This window comes from Robiginitomaculum antarcticum DSM 21748 (assembly GCF_000365025.1).
GTDB lineage: Bacteria > Pseudomonadota > Alphaproteobacteria > Caulobacterales > Maricaulaceae > Robiginitomaculum > Robiginitomaculum antarcticum.
Window position 1 is genome coordinate 394,807 of the sequence record NZ_KB823012.1, and the last position, 18,643, is coordinate 413,449.

The following is an 18,643-nucleotide window of genomic DNA, read 5'->3' on the forward strand; positions in this document are numbered from 1 at the left end:
ATGATGAGCGACCTTACAAAACTCACATTATCCGGCGCTCTGGACGGTATGGCCAAGGGTGATTTTACATCCGCCGAACTCACGCAGGCCCATATCAAAGCCTGTAAAGACGCTGTGAAGCTCAACGCCTTTGTCACAGATACGCATGAACTGGCCATGGATATGGCCAAGGCGTCCGATATGCGGCGTCAAAAAGCCAAATCCAGTGGACAAAGTGTCGGCAAGCTTGAAGGCGCGCCTTTGGGCATCAAGGATTTGTTCTGCACCGAAGGCGTGAAAACCACTGCGGGCAGTAAAATTCTCGGCGAATTTACGCCGCCTTATGAGAGCAGCGTCAGCGCCAATATGAAGGCCGACGGCATGGTCATGCTCGGCAAGCTCAACCTTGATGAATTTGCGATGGGCAGCAGCAATGAGACCTCCGCTTTTGGTCCCGTGATTAATCCATGGCGTAAAGGTCAGGACCTCGTTCCGGGCGGCTCGTCCGGCGGTAGCGCCTCTGCAGTCGCGGCTGATTTATGCCTTGGCGCGACGGCGACCGATACGGGGGGATCCATCCGCCAGCCCGCCAGCTTTACCGGAACGGTCGGGATTAAGCCGACTTATGGCCGGTGTAGCCGTTGGGGCACAGTCGCTTTTGCCAGCTCGCTGGATCAAGCCGGCCCGATTGCCAAAACGGTCAAAGACAGCGCGATTTTGCTCGAGTCTATGTCCGGCTATGACCCCAAAGACAGCACGTCAATCAACGCGCCTGTCCCCGATTGGGCGAGCGCCTGCGGCGCATCCATAAAAGGTCTGCGCATTGGTATTCCCAAAGAATATACTATTGACGGCATGCCGGCTGAAATTGAAAAATTATGGCAGCAAGGCATTGAATGGCTGAAAGCGGCAGGAGCGGAGATCGTCGACGTGTCGCTGCCCCATACCAAATACGCTTTGCCCGCCTATTACGTGGTCGCCCCCGCCGAAGCCTCGTCCAATCTCGCGCGCTATGACGGCATGCGTTACGGCCTGCGCGTCGAAGGCGCAGACCTGGCCGATACTTATGAGCGTACGCGCACTGAAGGCTTCGGGGCCGAGGTTCGCCGCCGCATCATGATCGGCACATATGTTCTGTCCGCCGGATATTACGATGCCTATTATCTGCGCGCCCAAAAAGTGCGCACCCGCATCGCCGAGGATTTTAAAGCCGCATGGGAAAAATGCGACGCGCTGTTAACGCCGACATGCCCGTCTGCACCCTTCGCCGTCGGCCGCAAGGTCAATGACCCAATCACGATGTATCTCAATGATATCTTCACCGTGACGGCGAATTTGGCCGGACTGCCGGGGATATCTATTCCCGCCGCGCTCGACGCTGACGGCCTGCCGCTCGGCCTGCAAATTATCGGACGGGCTATGGACGAGGAAACGGTGTTTAAAGCGGCGAGTGCGCTTGAAGATGCGGCTGGATTTACGGCTAAGCCGGAGAAGTGGTGGTAGGTTATGTCTGAAAAGAAAAGCAAATCTTTGGTAGGTCTGAGATTAGAAGACTATGTTTCGCAAACATGCATTCAAATTCTCATGGGTGTTGTGAAAGCGCAAGATAATTCTGAAATCGGATCATATATTGGACGTGCAAGCCGGGATAGTGAGAGTGACGAAAATGGTAACTCAATAACAAATATTGAGTTTTCAATAGTTTCCGAAGTTTCCTCAAATAAAAATGGAGGACTTGAGCTTACGGTCCCTATGCTTGCGGCGAAGGTTGGAGCAGGGGCTAAAATCAATTCAGAGAATAAGATTTTAAATACTCTTAACTTTAACGTTCCAATCGCGTTTCCAAAACCTTCAGGCCAAATCGTGGATGAAGAAGACTTGGCACAAAGACAATCCGAAGGGTTTCAACGTATTAGTGAAGGGTTGAAGAATATGAAGGATGATGGCGTCGTTTGAAAAATCTAAAATCGTAGTTCAGAATCGGCAGCCATCGGCCTTCTCCCTAATGGGAGAAGGTGCCCGACAGGGCGGATGAGGGGAGATAATGGACAGAGTTAACTTCGCAAGACAGCTTCGAAAAGAGCAAAGCGAAGCCGAGGCCTTATTCTGGCAGAAAGTAAAAGCGCGGCGTTTCTGTAATCTGAAGTTCAAACGGCAAGTGCCGATTGATAAATATATTGCAGATTTTGTGTGCGAGCATGAAAAGTTGATTGTTGAACTCGACGGTTTTCAACATGATGAGAATGAAGCGTATGACGATACGCGAACACAAGTTTTACAGCGCCACGGCTATCGGGTCTGGCGGGTAAGAAATGAAGATATTTATGAGGATATTGAGCAAGTCCTTTATGATATGAAAGAGTTTTTGGGGCAGTAATAATTTCCCCTCATCCGCCCTGTCGGGCACCTTCTCCCATTAGGGAGAAGGACGATAATCGAGAGTTTGGCACGAGAAACGAGAGTTGAGTAAATAACATGTTCATAGCACCCCGCGTCGCGGACGCAAAAGACTGGATAAAGGGCGAGACCGGAGACTGGGAGATTATCCTGGGTTTGGAAGTCCATGCGCAGGTCGCGTCTAAGTCCAAATTATTCTCCGGCGCAGCGACCGAATATGGCGCGGCGCCCAATACGCAGGTCTCGCTCGTTGATGCGGGCATGCCGGGCATGCTGCCTGTGGTCAATGAATTTTGCCTCGAGCAGGCCGTGAAAACGGGTCTGGGCTTGAACGCACAGATCAATCTATTTAGCCGCTTTGACCGCAAAAATTATTTCTATGTCGACCTGCCGCAAGGCTATCAAATCAGCCAGTTTGAATTTCCAATTGTCGGCGAGGGCGAGATTGAAATCACCCCGATTGACGCTAATGGCAAGACCGGCGATCCGGTTATTGTCGGGATCGAGCGCCTGCATCTCGAGCAGGATGCGGGAAAGTCCGTGCATGATTTGTCGCCAACAGAAACCTATGTCGATCTGAACCGCTCCGGTGTGTGTCTGATGGAGATCGTATCAAAACCCGATATGCGCAGCCCCGACGAGGCGTCTGCCTATGTCGAGCGCCTGCGCACGATTGTGCGCGCGCTGGGCACATGTGACGGGGATATGGAAAAGGGCAATTTGCGCGCCGACGTCAACGTCTCCGTGCGCCGACCGGGCGGAGAGCTTGGGACGCGCTGCGAGATTAAAAACGTCAACTCTATGCGCTTTATCCGCCAAGCGATTAATTACGAGGCCCGCCGTCAAATCGATATTCTGGAAGCGGGCGGCGAGATCGACCAGGAAACGCGCCTGTTTGACAGTGACAAGGGCGAGACCCGCACCATGCGCAGCAAAGAAGACGCGCATGATTACCGTTATTTCCCGGACCCGGATCTGCTGCCGATTAAGCTGGAGCAAAGCTTTGTTGATGGCATTAAAGCGAACATGCCGGAAATGCCGGGCGCGCGTAAAGCGCGGTTTATGGCTCAGTATAGCCTGTCTGAATATGATGCGCGCTTGCTCTCCGGTGACAGCGAAACAGCCGCGTTTTATGAAACGCTGGCGACAGGGCGTGACGCGAAGATCGCCGCGAACTGGATGCTTGGGGATTTCTTCGGCGCGCTGAATAAATCCGAAAAAGACCTGTCCAGCAGCCCTGTTAGCGCAGACGCGCTGGGCGGCCTGATTGACCGCATTAGCGATGACACAATCTCCGGCAAAATTGCCAAAGACGTGTTTGAAAAAATGTTTGACGGGCAGGGCACGGCTGATGAGATCATTGACCGCGACGGCCTCAAACAGGTCACGGATATGGGCGCGATTGAGGCCATGGTAGATAAGGTTATCGTCGATAACCCCGACCAAGCCGCTAAGGTCAAAGACAACCCGAAACTAATCGGTTTCTTTGTCGGGCAGGTCATGAAAGCGTCTGGCGGCAAAGCCAATCCCGGCGCGGTGAACCAGATATTGCGGAAGAAATTGGAATAAACAATCTTTCCGCTCACCCCGTTGAAAAACGGGGTCCATCACCCGATTTTGGATTGTAGGTATTTTGGTCAAAATAACGGGCGGGATTATAGATATCTGCTTCGCTTATGTTGATGTAAAGATCATCCCAATTCGTGTTAAGCTGCTCTAACATCTCAATTTTCCAGCGCCGTTTCCATTCCTTGATACGGCGCTCGCGTTCAAACGCGCCGTCACGGGTTTCATGCAGTTCAAACCACATAAGCTTTTTGCAATCGTGCTCTTTAGAGAACCCTTCGAAGACGCCCTCTATGTGTTGCTGCATTCGGAAGACCAGATCTTCAGTGTGACCGGTATAGAGCGCACCTTGTTTTCGATTGGTGATTATATATGTAAAGAACATGGCCCAGAATAAATCAAACTTGATTAAATTGAAAGCGCGGGTGATGGGCCCCGACTTTCGTCGGGGTGAGCGGGAAGTTTGGATGTCATGACCCGCCCCCGCATCATGGGGATCGTCAATGTCACGCCCGACAGTTTTAGTGATGGCGGGCGCTATGACAGTGTTGATTTGGCGGTTAAGCACGCGTTGTCTTTGCACGACCAGGGGGCGGACATCCTCGATGTTGGCGGCGAGAGCACGCGCCCCGGCGCAGCGCAGGTGGACGCTGCCGAGGAAGCTTTGCGCGTCGTCCCTGTTATTATGGCCCTGCGCGGCGAAGAACGAAAGCGCGATCTTACGCTAACCCTATCTGTCGACACCCGCAAAGCCGCTGTGGCCCGGCAAGCCGTTCTGGCCGGCGCCGATATCTGGAATGATGTGAGCGCGCTTAGCTTTGACGAGGCCTCTCCGGACATGGCGGCGCAGCTGGGCTGTGACGTGATCCTGATGCACGTTCGGGGTATGCCGGAGACCATGCAGGATAATCCGCGCTATCAAGACGTTCTGATGGAGGTCTGTGATTACCTGAACGCGCGCGCGCAGATTGCTATGGCGGCCGGTGTTGAGAAACATAAAATCACGCTCGACCCGGGTATCGGTTTTGGCAAAACGCTGGAGCATAATCTCGCGCTTATCCGCCATTTGGATGATATAAAAGCGCTCGGCTATCCTGTGCTTATGGGGGTGAGCCGCAAGAGCTTTATCGACCGTATTGATGGCTCAAAAGCCGATGATCGCCTTGGCGGCTCGCTAGCCGCGGCGCTGTATTCAGTGAGCAAGGGCGCAGATATTTTGCGCGTTCACGATGTGGTTGAAACCGTGCAGGCCCTTGCTGTATGGTCAGAAATACATGACCACTCGTAATTCAAAACCTTGGCTTGAGCATAAAAGCAACATTTCTGATCCATCTGAGTATAAGCCTAAAATTCAATCTAAATCTATTTCTATAGCCAGACTTTCTTTGATACTTGGTTTGGGACTTGGTTGGCATCGGTTTTACCTTGATGACAAAAAGGGAGGGTGGCTTTGGATTCTTTTATATTCATGTGGATCATTTGCTGCTTATTTTATTAGTATTATGACTCCGCTTATTCATCCATATAACATCGCTTTTGCTGGATTGCTTTTGAGCTCATTCTATATTGCTATTTCGATTTACGAATGGCGCGCAATTCCGGCCCGCGTAGAGGTATGGAATAAGCGGCATTTTGTTTGACCCGCCTACCCCGCCCATCCCAGCGAAGGCTGGAATCGAGTGTAAGGGAAAGCTATAGTTGCTTTTAAAAATTATGGGCGGTCCATGAACTATAGAATTGATCCGGGCTTTAGACTTTAGGATAACCCACTCTGAATTTCAGCCTTCGCTGGGATGAGCGGGTAAAAATATTGAGCGGAAATATAAATAATGACCAAATCTTCGAAATCCCCATACCCCCGCATCCTGATCATCGCCGGGTCCGACTCCGGCGGGGGCGCGGGTATTCAGGCGGATATCAAAACCTGCGCGGCCTTTGGCGTCTATAGCGCGACGGCGATTACGGCGATTACGGCGCAAAATACGCTGGGTGTACAGGCTGTTGAAGCCCTCTCGCCTGCACTGGTCACGGCGCAGATCAAAAGCGTGCTGACCGATATCGGCGCGGATGTGGTCAAGATCGGCATGCTGGCCAACCGCGAAATTATCGACGCTGTGGCCGATGCGCTAGAGCAGTACGCGCCCGAAGCCTCTATTGTGCTGGATCCCGTCATGGTCGCCACATCCGGCGATAGATTGCTGGATGAGAACGCTGTCGAGGCGCTGAAATCCCGCCTGATCCCGATGGCCGAAGTTATTACGCCTAATGTACCGGAAGCGGTCGCGTTGACGGGCTTGCCGTGCAGTGACCTTGAAGAGCTACAAGCGGCAGGACATGCCCTGATTAAAATGGGCGCCTTTAGCGCGCTGATGAAAGGCGGGCATCTGGACACGGGCGCGATGATGCATGACCTTATCGTGACCGAAGAGGGCACGACCTATATGTCAGGACCTAAAATCCGTTCGCGCCACACCCACGGCACGGGCTGCACTTTGGCGAGCGCACTGGCCTGCGGCCTCGCGGCGGGAGCGTCACTGGAGGATGCCGCGCAGGCGGCCAAGGATTTTGTCTATGACGCGATAAAAACCGCGCCCAAGCTGGGCAGTGGCGGTAAGGGCACACATGGCCCGCTTAATCACGGGTTAAAACCGCTCTAAGCCAGTGGCGTCGGCGGGACAGTGCGTTTCCTGCGGCGCGGACGCGACAGGGCAACGCCAACCAGAATAACGACCAGCGCAATAATGGCGCGGTATGTGAACTCTTCACTCAGCAGCCAAACGCCTGCCAGCACAGAGATAAGTGGCGGGAAATAATTGATCTTGGCCATCGCGCTGGGTCCTGATTTTTCTACGACCCATAAATATAATATCGTGCCTATCGCGGTTGAGCCGACGCCAAGACCCACAGCCATCCACCAGCCGATTGCAGGCGGCATAGTCTCGGGAATGCCGGAATACAGCGCCATCGCTGTCGATGTGATGGCCGCACTGATCAGCATAATGGTTGCGCCCACCACGGCAGAAGTGTCCGGCGCGCGTTTGGCGGCCACGGTTGTCACGGCGTAAAAGAAAGCCGCGCCGAGAATGAGCGCTTGGGCTTTCCAGTCACTGATCAGGGCGAGGGAAAAATCTTCCGGCAGAAACAAAATAACAATGCCAAAAAAGCCGATAACAAATCCGGTAAACTTTCGCCATGTCAGTGGCTCGTGAGCGAAGAAATGCGCGAGCACAATGGTCAATATCGGCATGGCACCGACGATAATGGCGGCAATACCACTATCGACACTGATCTGCCCGATAGAGAGGAGCCAGAACGGCGCAACCATACCGGTAATGCCAAGGCCAAAATAAACCGCCCAGCGTTTATCGGTCAGTTTAGGCAGGCGGTAGCCGCGTGCATAGCAAAACACAGTTACCAGAAAAGCGCCGAGGACACAGCGCAGGCTGACCAGCCATATGGGCGGGATATAATCCACGCCGACGCTGACCATCGTGTACGCTGTGCCCCAAATCACAATCAAGGCGAGGGCTGCGGCCAAAAATGCGGGCACAGGCAGCACAGAATTAACAGGAGTGGAATCGGGACCGGGCTTCATCATGACGCCCTATAGATTGCCGCGAATTTGTAAAGTCAGACCTTGCGCCGCCGAGGCCGCTGTACCAAAACCATGCTATGTCTGAGAATCTCAAAAAGGCCCGCCGCGCCCAAGCTATTGCCCTGTATGGCGCAATCGGTTTTGTCGCCGTGACGGCCATCGCTACCTTCGTCTTGACCGGAAGCTTTATCTGGCCCGCTATTGCTCTGTCGCTTATTCCTGCCGCGTTTCACTATTTTGGCTGCCAGATGTTTGTGCGCTATTACAAAGCGCTGGCCGAGCATAATGGGGAAACATCATGAAGGAGCGCGGTATGGAAGGTATGATCTTCGGTGCGGCTATCCTCGCGGTCGGTGTCGGCTATCTTGTGTATAAAAAAACAGGTGACCCGATGATGGGGATTATGATCGGTGCGGGCGTCGGCCTGATTGACGTGATTATCCTGCGCTATGTCGCTATCCTGACGGATAAGAACAAGAAGAAATAACATGACTTTGAACACGACCCCATCGACCGACGTGACCGACGCGCTGGAGACCCGAATAACTGTGCGCGCCTTTTTAGATAAAGCTGTGCCCGACGACATGCTGCGCGCAATTTTGCAGACCGCCATGCGCAGTCCGTCCGGCGGAAATCTGCAGCCGTGGAAAATCCATGTTATGCGAGGAAAAACGCTGGCCGAGTTCAAAGCGGATGCCAAAGTCAAGACCCTGTCCGGCCAGATGGAGGAGCCCAGTCATCCGGCTTATCCCGCGAATCTGTGGGAGCCGCACCGCAGCTGGCGCTATAAGCTGGGCATGGATATGTATGACAAAATCGGTGTCGCGCGGGACGATAAAATAGGCCGCATGATGTGGCTGGCCAATAATGCCACGTTTTTTGACGCGCCTGTCGGCCTGATTATTACGGGCGATAAGCGTCTGGAAATGCCGCAACATATGGATATTGGAATTTTGATCCAGTCCATCATGCTGCTGGCGCGCGAATCCGGCCTGCATACCGCCCCGCAGGGCTGGTGGAGAAACTGGCCATCGGTGACGAGCCACCATTTGGACATTGATAAAGGCCATGAGGTTCTCGTCGGCATGGCCATCGGCTATGGTGACCCGGAAGCCCGCGTCAATGACTTGAGAGCCGACCGCGCAGAATTAGTTGAAGTTTCAAAATTTTACGACTAATCTACTGTCCCGTTTCGGGATTCTGCTGTGTAAAACCAGAAAAAATCACTTTTTTTCGTCTTTTTATTTTGTTCATTAGACTTGATTATAAGCTTTGAAAGTCTCTATTTATACTTACCTTAAACCAAATATAAGCTAATTATAGCTTTGGATAAATAGAGTATAAACACTTATTTACTTACTTTAACTGTCATAAACACTTGTTAAGCTTTACGATAATTAACCTTATGTTTATTGCAACGCGCAAATTTGAATGTGTCGGGGAGGATCAGTTCTCCTCAACACCGCAAACCGGAAAACCGGAGGCGTTAGGTGAAGCGCGTAAACAGGAGGCCAAAATGGCTTTTACAGACACAGAAATTACTGAAATACACGAAGCAGTTACAATGCAGGCTACGCATCAGGATCTTTTCAAATTGGGTCTAATGTATTCGACAGAAATCGAAGACCGCGGTCCTGATTTTGTCGAAGCGCATAAATGGTTCAGTTTGGCCGCGATGATGGGCAGTGAGCCGGCCTTGGCGTACCGCGCCGATGTTACAGAGATGATGAGCCGTCAGGATTTGACACTTGCACAGCGTGCAGCCCGTGGTTGGCTTGCCGAACAAAAGACCGTTATAAGCCGCTGCGCAGCTTAAAATCTAAATAAGAAATGCTGTCCCGAAATCGGGACGGAGAGCGCGTTAGTTTCTAAAGCTTTCACCGAGATTGTAACTGATGCTAGCGTCAATCGGCAAAGCTTCGCGCACATATTGCTGCATGAACAGGCCAACTTCCGCCACATTACTGCGCGGCACGAAAATGATATCGCCGCGGCGAAGCTGCACTGTATCTGCCATAGTGCGGGGGTTATTCAGACCGTCGCGAAAATCGATTAGACGCGCCATCATACGTCCATTGGGGTGGCGGCGTAATACCACCACATGTGTTGACTGCGCTGACGTGCTAAAGCCTCCGGCCATAAAGACCGCTTCGAGTGCGCCAATCGGGCCTGGTAGCGTATAAGTACCTTGCTGCCCGACCTCGCCGCCGACAAAAACCTGCTGTGGAGAATAGGCTCGGGGGGTCACATCGACGCGCGGATCGCGCAATTGGGTGGCAAGTTGGGCCTGAAGCGACTGACTGAGTTGCATCATCGTGCGGCCTGCGGCCATGACGGGTTTGGTCATCGGCATTACAACGCGTCCATCCGGGCCGACCGTTAATGTCCGTGAAAGCTCAGGCGCGCTAGGCACAACAATATCGACTTGATCGCCCGGATAGAGCACATATTGCGCGTCCGTCTCTTCCCACCGCTGAAACTGATTTAAAGCATCAGGGATATTTGCCGGCCGTTGATATATCGGGCGGCGGCGGTCGCGCATGCGATCGGAAAAGCTGGCGTAATGATTGAAATTTTTGCGGGTAAAGAGTTTGTCGAATAAAGACAGGGGAACATGGGATTGTGCACCGCGCATAGTCTGGGGCATCTGACCGCCTGACACGGGCTGCTGGGCGCGTCTATAAACAGGCGTATTAACGCGTTGAGGCGCGCCGTTGAAATAGCCGGATTGAGATGGACCCGGCGCATATCGGCCTGAAACAGGTTGCGGCGTGGGTCGATAAACAGGTCCGTTGACGCGTTGGGGCGCAGTATTGACGTAACCGGGCTGATTCGCGGACGGAGCATAACGCTGCGCTTGAACGGGCGCGCCAAACGCGACGAACCCTGCCGCGGCCGTCAAAACAGCCCATTTTGCTTTAAATGTAGTCGATTGAGTCATGAAATACGCCTTGAAGCGAAACAAATGTGATTTTCTTAAGTGTTAACAAAAATGGATAAGGAAATCTTAAATTTTAGAGGGTCATGGTGTTAACGAATTCAAATGTTGGGTGATTTGCCCCGCGTTACCCGAAAGATCAGTATGAGCCAGACAGCAGATAACCGCAGAAACGACGGCGGCGGCAATGGCGGCGGTATTTCTTTCCCCGCCGTAATGGCCTCGTTTCGCAGGCAGATCATCCCGATGCTGATAATTTTTATTATTCTGGCATCGATTGGATGGGTTATTAGCGGAAAAATGAAACGCAGCTATAAGGCGGGCGGGACAATCATGGTCACGCTGGGTGATGAATATGTCTACAACCCGCTGACCGGACAGGGCAATAGTGCCAGCCTGGTTACAACGCCGGATTCCATCACGCTCAACGAAATCGGAATTTTGCATAGTCCGCAATTGATGGAGCAGGTCATAAATGAACTCGGCACGCAGCGTCTGTTTCCCAAAGACGCAGAGAAATTGTCGAGCCCTGACCGCTTCGTTAAATTGACCGCGCGCAATGACATACTCCAAAAGTTCGAAAGCGCATTTGGCGTTGCTGCCGTGCCAAAATCTTCAATCATTAATTTGAATTTTAAGCATGAAGATCCTGATATCGCTGTTGAAACCCTAAATACTTTGATTGGCACTTATTTGGCCTATCGCCGGACGCTGTTCGATGAAGGGGCCAGCGATCAGATTGCGCAGCAGCGCGAAACGACCGAGAAACAACTTGGAAAAGTTGACGGCGCGGTTGATGCATTTCTGAAGAGAAACGGGCTGGCCGATTTTGAGAGCGAGCGTGACGGCGTGAGAAAGCGCACGGAAGACCTGCGGGCGCAGCTTAATTCAACCCGATCCGCTATGCGCGAGGCCGAAGCGTCTCTGATGGCGACAGAGGATCAACTTCGCACAATTCCACAAACGATTGATCTTTTTAACGAAGACCGTGTTCAGGCCCGTTTGTCACAAGCCGAGCTTGAGCGGCAGCAATTGCTCGCGAAATATTTGCCCGGCTCTACGCCTGTTCGCGAGAAAGAGCTCGAGATCGCGCAAATTCGTCAGCTTCAAAACACCAGTGGCGGAAATGCGCAGGGCGGCCGCCGCACCGGGCCTAATACAGTCTATCAAGGTTTGCAGACCGAACGCGCCAAACATCAAGCTGTAGCTGACAGTCTCCGGGAAAAAGATATCGTACTCGTGGCGCAGCTCAGTGCAGCTGAAAATAAGCTCGGACGGATGAGCAGCCTTTCGCCGACCTATCAAAATCTTTTGCGCGAGAAAAAAACGCTCGAAGCACGATTGGAAATCCTTAACGCCCGCGAGCAGGAAGCCTTGGTGCGTAAGTCGACTGCCGAGGCGCGCTTTGATAATGTCAAAGTCATTAACGACGCGACCTTGGCGCGCAAGGGCCGCAATATGAAAAAGATATTCCGCGTTGTAAGCATTGCCGGTGCGGCTTTGACAGCTCTAATGATCGGCTTACTGCGCGTTTTCTTAGATCCAAAAATCTATACAGGCGGCGGACAACGCGGCACGCGCGGTGATGGCGGACGCCGCGCCAGCGACGCGGAAGTTACGCCGGCCACCCCCTATATTCCGGAGCCTGTAAAACCTTATCAGCCAAGCCCGCAATATTATCCCGATACGCCTTATGCGCCCGCTGCTGCCTATGACGGGGGCGGCGGCCAAGATACTGTGCAGGACGGTTACGCCGTACCTTATAGCGGCAGTACAGACCAAAATGCTGCCTATTATGAGCAGCCCTATTTTGAGCAGAGTTATGCCGAGCCGCAACAATTGACGGGCACGGATGGATATAGCGCCCCCTACGCAGAACAGAGTGCGGAAATGGGAAATCCTTATGCAACAGCTTTGCACGGCCAGAGCGCGCCGCAGCCCGTGCCCTTACCGCCGCATACGGGGGAACACTATGTGCAGGCCCCCGATGGACACCAGGTTCCCGTGATCGGCCAAACGCCGTATAAACGTTAGCCGTGAGCGCGCCGCCGCCTGATATCGCCGCAGCGCTCGGCGCTTTACTGGGTGAGCCGCGCGCTGACGGGCGGGGTAAAGTCTTTGCAATTTTAGGCAGCGGGACGCAGATCGGCGCAAGTTTTGTCGCGCGCCAACTTTCATTGCAGGCCAAGGCCCAATCCTTACGGTGCGCACTGATCGATACAGATTTCTCGCAAAACTCACAATTTGCCGCATTTCATGATCCGCAAATGCAGGCGGTTCATGGCGCGCTGGACGGTCCCTATGATGCCAGCTTCGGAGTTATGCCGTACTGGCGGGTCAGCCCGCTTGTGGTCGACGATCCACAATCGGCGCAGGCCGCTTTTTGCGGTCTTTATACGGTCGGCGACGGGCGCTTAGTGGTCACGCAATTTCTGTGGGACCGGATACAGCAGGGGCAACAGGTGCATTTGGCGCACAGCCGTGAATATTGGACCGCGCTTCGCGATCATTACGACATTAGCTTTGTGGATAGTCCGGCAACCTCGCGCAGCGGCGCCTATCAAACGCTGGCCGAGGAAGTGGATGGCACGGTTTTAGTTACAAGCGGGCAAGGCGACGGCGCGACGGCGGGCGCTTTATCGCAAATAAAGCAATCCGGAGGCCGATGCGCCGGCGTCATCTTTAACAGTGCACAAGCCTCGCCGCAATACGGGGACAGCGCATGACCCTTCCCCCATATACCGCGCCTTACCCACATGGACATCACGCGGCGCCTCAACCCCAACAAAAGCGCGCGCGGGACGGTGCAGCTATAAAAGGATTAGGCTGGCTGGAAGAGTTGGCCACATTCTGGCTCATCCTGCATTTTTCCGGCGCAGTCTTAGCGCTGGTTTTAACCGATCAAACCGCGTTGGCACAAGAAAGCTCGTTCATGCGTCTGCTGTGGTACCCGAGCTATATAATTATTGCGGTTTTAATTCTTAAGAACTTTACCGCCTTCATTCGAATGGTGGTGTTTAATCCGCTCATTATCATTTGCGTTATATGGTGCGGGCTTAGCTTTTTCTGGTCGATAGCCCCTGATGTTACTATGCGCCGCGTGGTCGCAATTGTAATGACAACCAGTTTCGGCTTATTGCTTGCGGCAAAATATAACTGGTATGAACTTGTGCAGCGCCTGGCTGTTGCTTACGGCATATTGATCATCATCAGCTTTATATTCGCGATTGCATTGCCGGAATATGGCCGGATGCAATTTATCCATGAAGGGACATGGCGCGGGACGTGGCTGGAGAAAAACTCTTTCGGGGCGCAAATGGCCAAGGCACTTTTGATCATGATGTGCGCTTTCGCGATGAAACCCAAGCGGGGCTATATATGGGTGCCCCTCGGGATTCTGGCCTTTCTGGCTATTATTTTGTCTACGTCGAAAACAGCGCTGCTGGGCGGTGTGATGATGATTGCCGGTATGGTCTTTGTGCGGATTATGCGTGCTAATCCCGTTTTGCGCATCCCGGTCATGTATGTGGCCATTGTCGGCTGCGTTGGACTGGCTTTCGGCATTATTTTTATGCCTGAAGAGATGTTTGGCCTGATCGGCAAAGATCCATCGCTGACGGGGCGAACGCAAATTTGGGACGGACTTATCCGCGCCATCGAACAACGCCCGTGGCTCGGCTATGGCTACGGCACATTCTGGGCTGACCCGCTCGGGCCGAGCTATTGGGTAAGGTTCGAACTCGATTGGGGCGTACCGACCGCGCATAATGGATGGATCGAAACATGGCTGTCTGTTGGATTTGTCGGAATAGCTATATTTTCGGTGACTTACCTTATCACCGTCATTCTTGGTTTAGACAGGCTCGCGCGGGGCGGGGTCGAGAATTATTGGGTCCTGCTTTCGACGCTCCTCTTTGCATTTCTGTCTTTATCAGAAAGTACGATATTGCAACAAAACCATTTGGACTGGGTGATCTTCGTCGCCACAACAGCCAAGATGTTCAGTTTTGCCCCCGCCTACTGGCGAGACGGACGTCCGGTTACGTCTTATTGGCAGCTTCGATCGGGGAACTCGCCCCATACAGCTTTGGCTTAAGATCGCCGAACCAGAATACTTTGCCTACGCCCTGCCAGAACCGGCTGAGCCACACTATATAACTCCTGTGTCCGGTCCATTTACTCACCAGCATAGGCCCGGCGAAAGCGCACATTTGCAGCATGCCGATGACCATCCATTTGACCAAGGCGATCATGTTATTCTCATCTTTGGCGATTTCGCTGGGCCCTTGTCCCCACGCCAAACTGCGTTTGCGCACATAATCAGGATTAGTGCGCCCGGCTGGGATATATTCATGCGTATGGGTGTCAGGCGTCCACACTGTGATCACGCCTTGGTCTTGGATATAGCCGAACAGTAAATCATCCTCGCCGCCGGTCTCGTTGGCGATGGGGTCAAATACAGGATCAGGAAAGTCGAATTTGGCGCAGTCCATCATACTATTGCCACAGCCATAAAAGGTCTCAACTGGCCCGCGCATTTGATTTGGGATGCGCGAAAAAAACGTCACATATTGCGCGTCCCACGGCGTTTGTGTTTCCAGTACGGCATGGGTCGGGCAAAATGCCAAAGCGGCATCATAATCGGTGAGCGCCGACATTAAGCCGCTGATCCAGTCCCCGGAGGCCTGTTGGTCATCATCCAGCCACGCAATAAAGCGCCCGCTGGACGCGTCAACGGCGGCGTTGCGCGCATTGGATACACCCGGGACTTCAGCATGAACATAAATGACATTATGCACCATGCTTTTGGCCAGTTTTGTCACTTGCGCGCGCGCGCTGGCTTCGGGTGTATTATCGGCAATGATAATCTCGATCGCGTAGCCGTCTGCGTGTTGCGCGCTCAGGCTTTTTAACGCGCGGGCCAGCCCCTCCGGCCGTCTATACGTCGGCATAATAACACTGATAAGAGTTTGGCTGCGCGTATTATTGGGCATAATGGCCCCGCAATAGTGCAACCGCGTCACGAACAGGAAGAACCTGCGCATTGACAGTCTTTAGGGCAAGCAGGATCCGGTCAAATTCGCCGGGCGTGCATCCCCATTGTGACGGGGAGGGGCAAATGTCGTGGGTGAACAGGATAAGCCATGCCGGACGCCGCGCCAGATCCTGTATTCGCGCGATGATTTTGCCGACTGTATCGCTATAAATCCCGCAGGCTTTTAATTCGTTGAGATCCGCTTTTTTGCGGTGAACGCCATCATGTATACCTCTTATGGCGTCAAACCGCTCGGACAGAACCTGTTTCAAATCACTATTAGCCGCGCCAAAGGGATAAGCAAAACCGTTCAGGGATTGCGTCACGCCCATAGCGCGTAGGAGCGTCTTGTTCTGTTCAATCTGATTAATTAACTGGCTTTGACTTAGTGTCGTGCAATCGACGTGGTCGAGCGTATGTCCCGCGATTTCATGACCGCGGGCCTGAAGACCCGTTAAGTGGCCGCGCGAAAAATGCACGCCATGATGATTACTCACCCGTTCAAGCGCCGCCGATGTATAAAATGTACCGCGCCACCCATGCGTTTCCATCACATCGGAGCCGTTTTCAATCGCGCTGATTGGGAAATCATCAAAGGATATAGAGACAAGCGGACGGTCCAGCGTAAACGCAATCTCACGCCGGTTTTGGAACGGGCGCAGGCGCCGCGCAATCTGGCCTGTAATGCTATTTGCAGGCGTGTAATGCGTCATCATGATAAAGCCTCTTCCAAGACCGCCTCCGGTTTTCGCGCCGCATCGCATGTCTCGGCATACCAACTGGCCCGCCATAATTTTAAGGCTTTAATACGGATGTGGATCGGAAAAAATCTAGACTTTACGATCGCTTTGAGCGGAGCTTGGCATAATCCCTGAAACGGAATTTGGGCTAATCCGCGCATTGCCTTATATAAAGCTAGCTTTTTAGCCATTACGGGGTGGCGCGAAATGAAACGGTTATAATTCGTTCCGCTCATCGCAAAGCGTCTCAGTAAGGTGTCGGTCGTCTCCAGCCCTAAATGCACGGCAGGGTTATCGATATGGGCGAGCCTGTATTTCGGCGCGATGCGCGCAGCCCATTCACTGTCCTCCCATCCCCATCCGGTAAACCCTGTATCAAATGTCTCCGCGTCGAGAACAGATGAGCGTACCGCCAGATTTGAACTGCAGACATATTGCGGGCCGCTGGCTGCGCGCTGCGCCGCGGTGAGACAATCTGTGGATGCGGAAAAGGCGCGGTGAAGTGCATATTCAGGCGAGCTGCTCTCGGGCATGCTGAAGCCGCCAAAGATCACGTCGACGCCGCCTTGCATAATGATCTGCATATAGCGGGATAGGAAATTGGCATCGGCGGGCATCATATCCGCGTCTAAGAATAAAAGCCACGGGGCTCCGGCAGCAGCCTGCAAGGCATTGCGCGCTGCGCTTCGCCCTTGATTTTCATAGGCGAGAAGTAACGTCACGGATGCGGTATTTGCCCGGGCAATGCGGCGCAATGCGTCATTAACCTCAGGGTTGCCTGTGCCGTCATCATAAAGCAGGATCTCGATACCTTCATCGGCTTGCGCGATAAGAGCGGATAAAAGTTTGGACGGGTCATCCTTAAAATAGGGTATAAGAACCGAGAGACGCGGATTATGTTTGGCGTTAAAATTATGCTGCGTAATCATTTAGGCCTCCACTGGTTTTCGGGTCTTGTGTGACAGGATATCGCGTATGAGAGTCCGGCAATCTGCGGCGTTTGTGGCCACAACAATGACGCAATAAATCGACGCGCCGACTGCGCCTTTAATAGCGACTTCTACAAAGGCGTTGATATCATCAGCCAAGGGCAGAGCTAAAACACCGGCGGCCATTGCGGCGCAGGCCAGTGCGCATTTTACAAAAGCTTCCCACGGGAGCGGCAGAGGGAAATAGCGGCGCGCCATAGCGAAGGCCATAACCACGCCGAGGCTGTATGAAATCAGGGTTGCATAGACTGCGCCCATTACTCCGAAACGCGGCAGCAAAATAAAGTTAAGTGCGATGTTTATAATCATCGGCGTAATCATAGCCACGGGCAGCATGATGGTTTTACCGCCCAGCATAAAGGCGCGCTGTATATAATAAGAGATCATGCCGTTAATCACGCCCGCCCCGACAATCCACGGAATGATCTGCCTGCCAACCTCTCGGACATCCTCCCCTAATAAAAGGGAAGCCGGCTGTGCTACCAGACCTAGGCCGACGGCGGCAGGCATGGTCACCAGCAAAAGTATAGCGCCGTAGGATTTGAGTTCTACTAAGCATGTCTCCAATCCTGCGCTCTCAAGCGTTCGCACCAGATGCGGCGTTATAGCCAGGCCTATCCAAATGAAAAGCACGTCTATGGAGCGGTTAGCGAGGCCGTAGCCTGCCGAGTAACGACCGACATCAGCATCGGTTAAAAGATAGGCAATGACAAAGCGGTCAGATGTCGACAGCGCATATTCGAGAATGAGCGAGAAACAAATTGGCAGGCCGTAGAGCAAGTAATCTTTGCTGCGCTGGCCTTGAAACACGCCGCCTTTCATGCGCTTGAGCATAAATGGCAAATCAACCAACAAAACGAGGGCATTGCCTATAATTAATCCGGCAAAGGGCCCGGCTTCGCGAAGCGGCGTTAGCAAGATAAGCAAAATACCAACTGTAAAACTGATGATCATTTGCGAAGAATAAAGCACGGAATACCGGCTGACGCGGTTAGCGGCTTTATGCGCCTCGAAGCCTAACCGCATAATGATTTGTAAGGTGGTCGAGATGAGCGCGAAAGTCAGTACGGTCTTGAGGTCCTGACTAATCGGCAAAACATATATCGTCACTAAAAATATAGAAAATCCACTGACTGCAAATGCGGCGCCGAGCTTATAAAGAGTATTAAGATGATTGCGCAGGTCCCCCTTTCGAACCGCGCGGGCATGATAGCGCTCCATGGAAGCTTCCATCCATGTAAAGGCGGCGGTGTGGATGAGCTGCATGGTGACCATAACCAATGCGTAGCGGCCAAATTCCGCGGCATCTAATATGCGCGTCAGGATCAATATCGAGCCGAAGCTGACGATAATATTCGCCAGATTGACCGGGATATACCCCAACAGTTGTCGCCAAAGCGTCAT

21 protein-coding genes are annotated in these 18,643 nt (G+C 52.9%); 14 read left to right on the plus strand and 7 right to left on the minus strand.

Annotation, left to right across the window (positions count from 1 at the left end):
- Window positions 1-3 precede the first annotated feature (3 nt).
- The 4 genes from gatA to gatB all read left to right on the plus strand — a co-directional run bounded on the left by gatA (window position 4) and on the right by gatB (window position 3,945).
- Window positions 4-1,482 carry an Asp-tRNA(Asn)/Glu-tRNA(Gln) amidotransferase subunit GatA gene (gene gatA / locus H142_RS0108810; protein ID WP_026147914.1) on the plus strand — a complete coding sequence of 493 codons (1,479 nt, stop codon included), beginning with the start codon at window positions 4-6 and terminating at the stop codon, window positions 1,480-1,482.
- Between the two features lie 3 nt (window positions 1,483-1,485).
- Window positions 1,486-1,935, plus strand: a complete 450-nt coding sequence (locus H142_RS0108815; protein ID WP_017931762.1) for a hypothetical protein — start codon at window positions 1,486-1,488, stop codon at window positions 1,933-1,935.
- An 88-nt stretch (window positions 1,936-2,023) separates the two neighbouring features.
- Window positions 2,024-2,356, plus strand: a complete 333-nt coding sequence (locus H142_RS0108820; protein WP_017931763.1) for an endonuclease domain-containing protein — start codon at window positions 2,024-2,026, stop codon at window positions 2,354-2,356.
- A gap of 98 nt (window positions 2,357-2,454) precedes the next feature.
- Window positions 2,455-3,945 (plus strand): Asp-tRNA(Asn)/Glu-tRNA(Gln) amidotransferase subunit GatB, encoded by a 1,491-nt coding sequence (gatB, locus tag H142_RS0108825; RefSeq protein ID WP_017931764.1) that lies wholly within the window; start codon window positions 2,455-2,457, stop codon window positions 3,943-3,945.
- 13 nt (window positions 3,946-3,958) lie between these two features.
- Here gatB and H142_RS15060 read toward each other — a convergent pair whose 3' ends face one another.
- A complete protein-coding gene (locus H142_RS15060; RefSeq protein WP_017931765.1) occupies window positions 3,959-4,327 on the minus strand; it encodes a GIY-YIG nuclease family protein in 369 nt (122 codons plus the stop codon).
- A 78-nt stretch (window positions 4,328-4,405) separates the two neighbouring features.
- On the opposite strand from H142_RS15060, the gene folP reads away from it, so the two are divergent.
- From folP to thiD, 3 genes are all read left to right on the plus strand, one after another.
- The gene (gene folP, locus H142_RS0108835; protein WP_017931766.1) at window positions 4,406-5,230 is read left to right on the plus strand and encodes a dihydropteroate synthase; all 825 of its coding nucleotides are present in this window, start codon (window positions 4,406-4,408) and stop codon (window positions 5,228-5,230) included.
- Window positions 5,217-5,582 carry an NINE protein gene (locus H142_RS0108840; protein WP_017931767.1) on the plus strand — a complete coding sequence of 122 codons (366 nt, stop codon included), beginning with the start codon at window positions 5,217-5,219 and terminating at the stop codon, window positions 5,580-5,582. Before folP ends, H142_RS0108840 begins: the two co-directional genes overlap by 14 nt.
- Window positions 5,583-5,771: 189 nt before the next feature.
- Complete coding sequence (gene thiD, locus H142_RS0108845; RefSeq protein ID WP_017931768.1) at window positions 5,772-6,599, plus strand: bifunctional hydroxymethylpyrimidine kinase/phosphomethylpyrimidine kinase; 828 nt, start codon at window positions 5,772-5,774, stop codon at window positions 6,597-6,599.
- Here thiD and H142_RS0108850 read toward each other — a convergent pair.
- Window positions 6,596-7,540, minus strand: a complete 945-nt coding sequence (locus H142_RS0108850; RefSeq protein WP_083898989.1) for a DMT family transporter — start codon at window positions 7,538-7,540, stop codon at window positions 6,596-6,598. The genes thiD and H142_RS0108850 overlap by 4 nt on opposite strands.
- A 74-nt stretch (window positions 7,541-7,614) precedes the next feature.
- Here H142_RS0108850 and H142_RS0108855 point away from each other — a divergent pair, with 74 nt between their 5' ends.
- From H142_RS0108855 to H142_RS0108870, 4 genes are all read left to right on the plus strand, one after another.
- Window positions 7,615-7,839, plus strand: a complete 225-nt coding sequence (locus H142_RS0108855; protein WP_017931770.1) for a hypothetical protein — start codon at window positions 7,615-7,617, stop codon at window positions 7,837-7,839.
- A gap of 11 nt (window positions 7,840-7,850) precedes the next feature.
- Window positions 7,851-8,024, plus strand: a complete 174-nt coding sequence (locus tag H142_RS0108860) for a hypothetical protein (RefSeq protein ID WP_156811966.1) — start codon at window positions 7,851-7,853, stop codon at window positions 8,022-8,024.
- A gap of 1 nt (window position 8,025) precedes the next feature.
- Entirely contained in the window at window positions 8,026-8,715 is a 690-nt protein-coding gene (locus H142_RS0108865; protein ID WP_017931772.1) for a nitroreductase, read from the plus strand.
- Between the two features lie 338 nt (window positions 8,716-9,053).
- Complete coding sequence (locus tag H142_RS0108870; protein WP_026147915.1) at window positions 9,054-9,353, plus strand: hypothetical protein; 300 nt, start codon at window positions 9,054-9,056, stop codon at window positions 9,351-9,353.
- A 45-nt stretch (window positions 9,354-9,398) separates the two neighbouring features.
- Here H142_RS0108870 and H142_RS16320 read toward each other — a convergent pair whose 3' ends face one another.
- Window positions 9,399-10,478 carry a polysaccharide biosynthesis/export family protein gene (locus tag H142_RS16320; protein ID WP_017931774.1) on the minus strand — a complete coding sequence of 360 codons (1,080 nt, stop codon included), beginning with the start codon at window positions 10,476-10,478 and terminating at the stop codon, window positions 9,399-9,401.
- A 141-nt stretch (window positions 10,479-10,619) separates the two neighbouring features.
- Between H142_RS16320 and H142_RS0108880 the strand changes: the two genes are divergently transcribed.
- Genes H142_RS0108880 through H142_RS0108890 form a run of 3 tightly spaced genes read left to right on the plus strand, consistent with a single transcriptional unit; the run spans window position 10,620 to window position 14,571 of the window.
- Window positions 10,620-12,509 carry a GumC family protein gene (locus H142_RS0108880; RefSeq protein ID WP_026147916.1) on the plus strand — a complete coding sequence of 630 codons (1,890 nt, stop codon included), beginning with the start codon at window positions 10,620-10,622 and terminating at the stop codon, window positions 12,507-12,509.
- A gap of 2 nt (window positions 12,510-12,511) precedes the next feature.
- Complete coding sequence (locus H142_RS16325) at window positions 12,512-13,201, plus strand: P-loop NTPase family protein (protein ID WP_017931776.1); 690 nt, start codon at window positions 12,512-12,514, stop codon at window positions 13,199-13,201.
- Complete coding sequence (locus tag H142_RS0108890) at window positions 13,198-14,571, plus strand: O-antigen ligase family protein (RefSeq protein ID WP_017931777.1); 1,374 nt, start codon at window positions 13,198-13,200, stop codon at window positions 14,569-14,571. Before H142_RS16325 ends, H142_RS0108890 begins: the two co-directional genes overlap by 4 nt.
- Here the strand turns inward: H142_RS0108890 and H142_RS16330 are convergent.
- Genes H142_RS16330 through H142_RS0108910 form a run of 4 tightly spaced genes read right to left on the minus strand, consistent with a single transcriptional unit; the run spans window position 14,516 to window position 18,643 of the window.
- Window positions 14,516-15,469, minus strand: a complete 954-nt coding sequence (locus H142_RS16330) for a glycosyltransferase family 2 protein (RefSeq protein WP_017931778.1) — start codon at window positions 15,467-15,469, stop codon at window positions 14,516-14,518. The genes H142_RS0108890 and H142_RS16330 overlap by 56 nt on opposite strands.
- Window positions 15,459-16,226 carry a polysaccharide deacetylase family protein gene (locus H142_RS15080; RefSeq protein WP_017931779.1) on the minus strand — a complete coding sequence of 256 codons (768 nt, stop codon included), beginning with the start codon at window positions 16,224-16,226 and terminating at the stop codon, window positions 15,459-15,461. The genes H142_RS16330 and H142_RS15080 overlap by 11 nt, the downstream gene beginning before the upstream one ends.
- Entirely contained in the window at window positions 16,223-17,179 is a 957-nt protein-coding gene (locus H142_RS15085) for a glycosyltransferase family 2 protein (protein WP_017931780.1), read from the minus strand. Before H142_RS15085 ends, H142_RS15080 begins: the two co-directional genes overlap by 4 nt.
- The gene (locus H142_RS0108910; protein WP_017931781.1) at window positions 17,180-18,643 is read right to left on the minus strand and encodes an oligosaccharide flippase family protein; all 1,464 of its coding nucleotides are present in this window, start codon (window positions 18,641-18,643) and stop codon (window positions 17,180-17,182) included.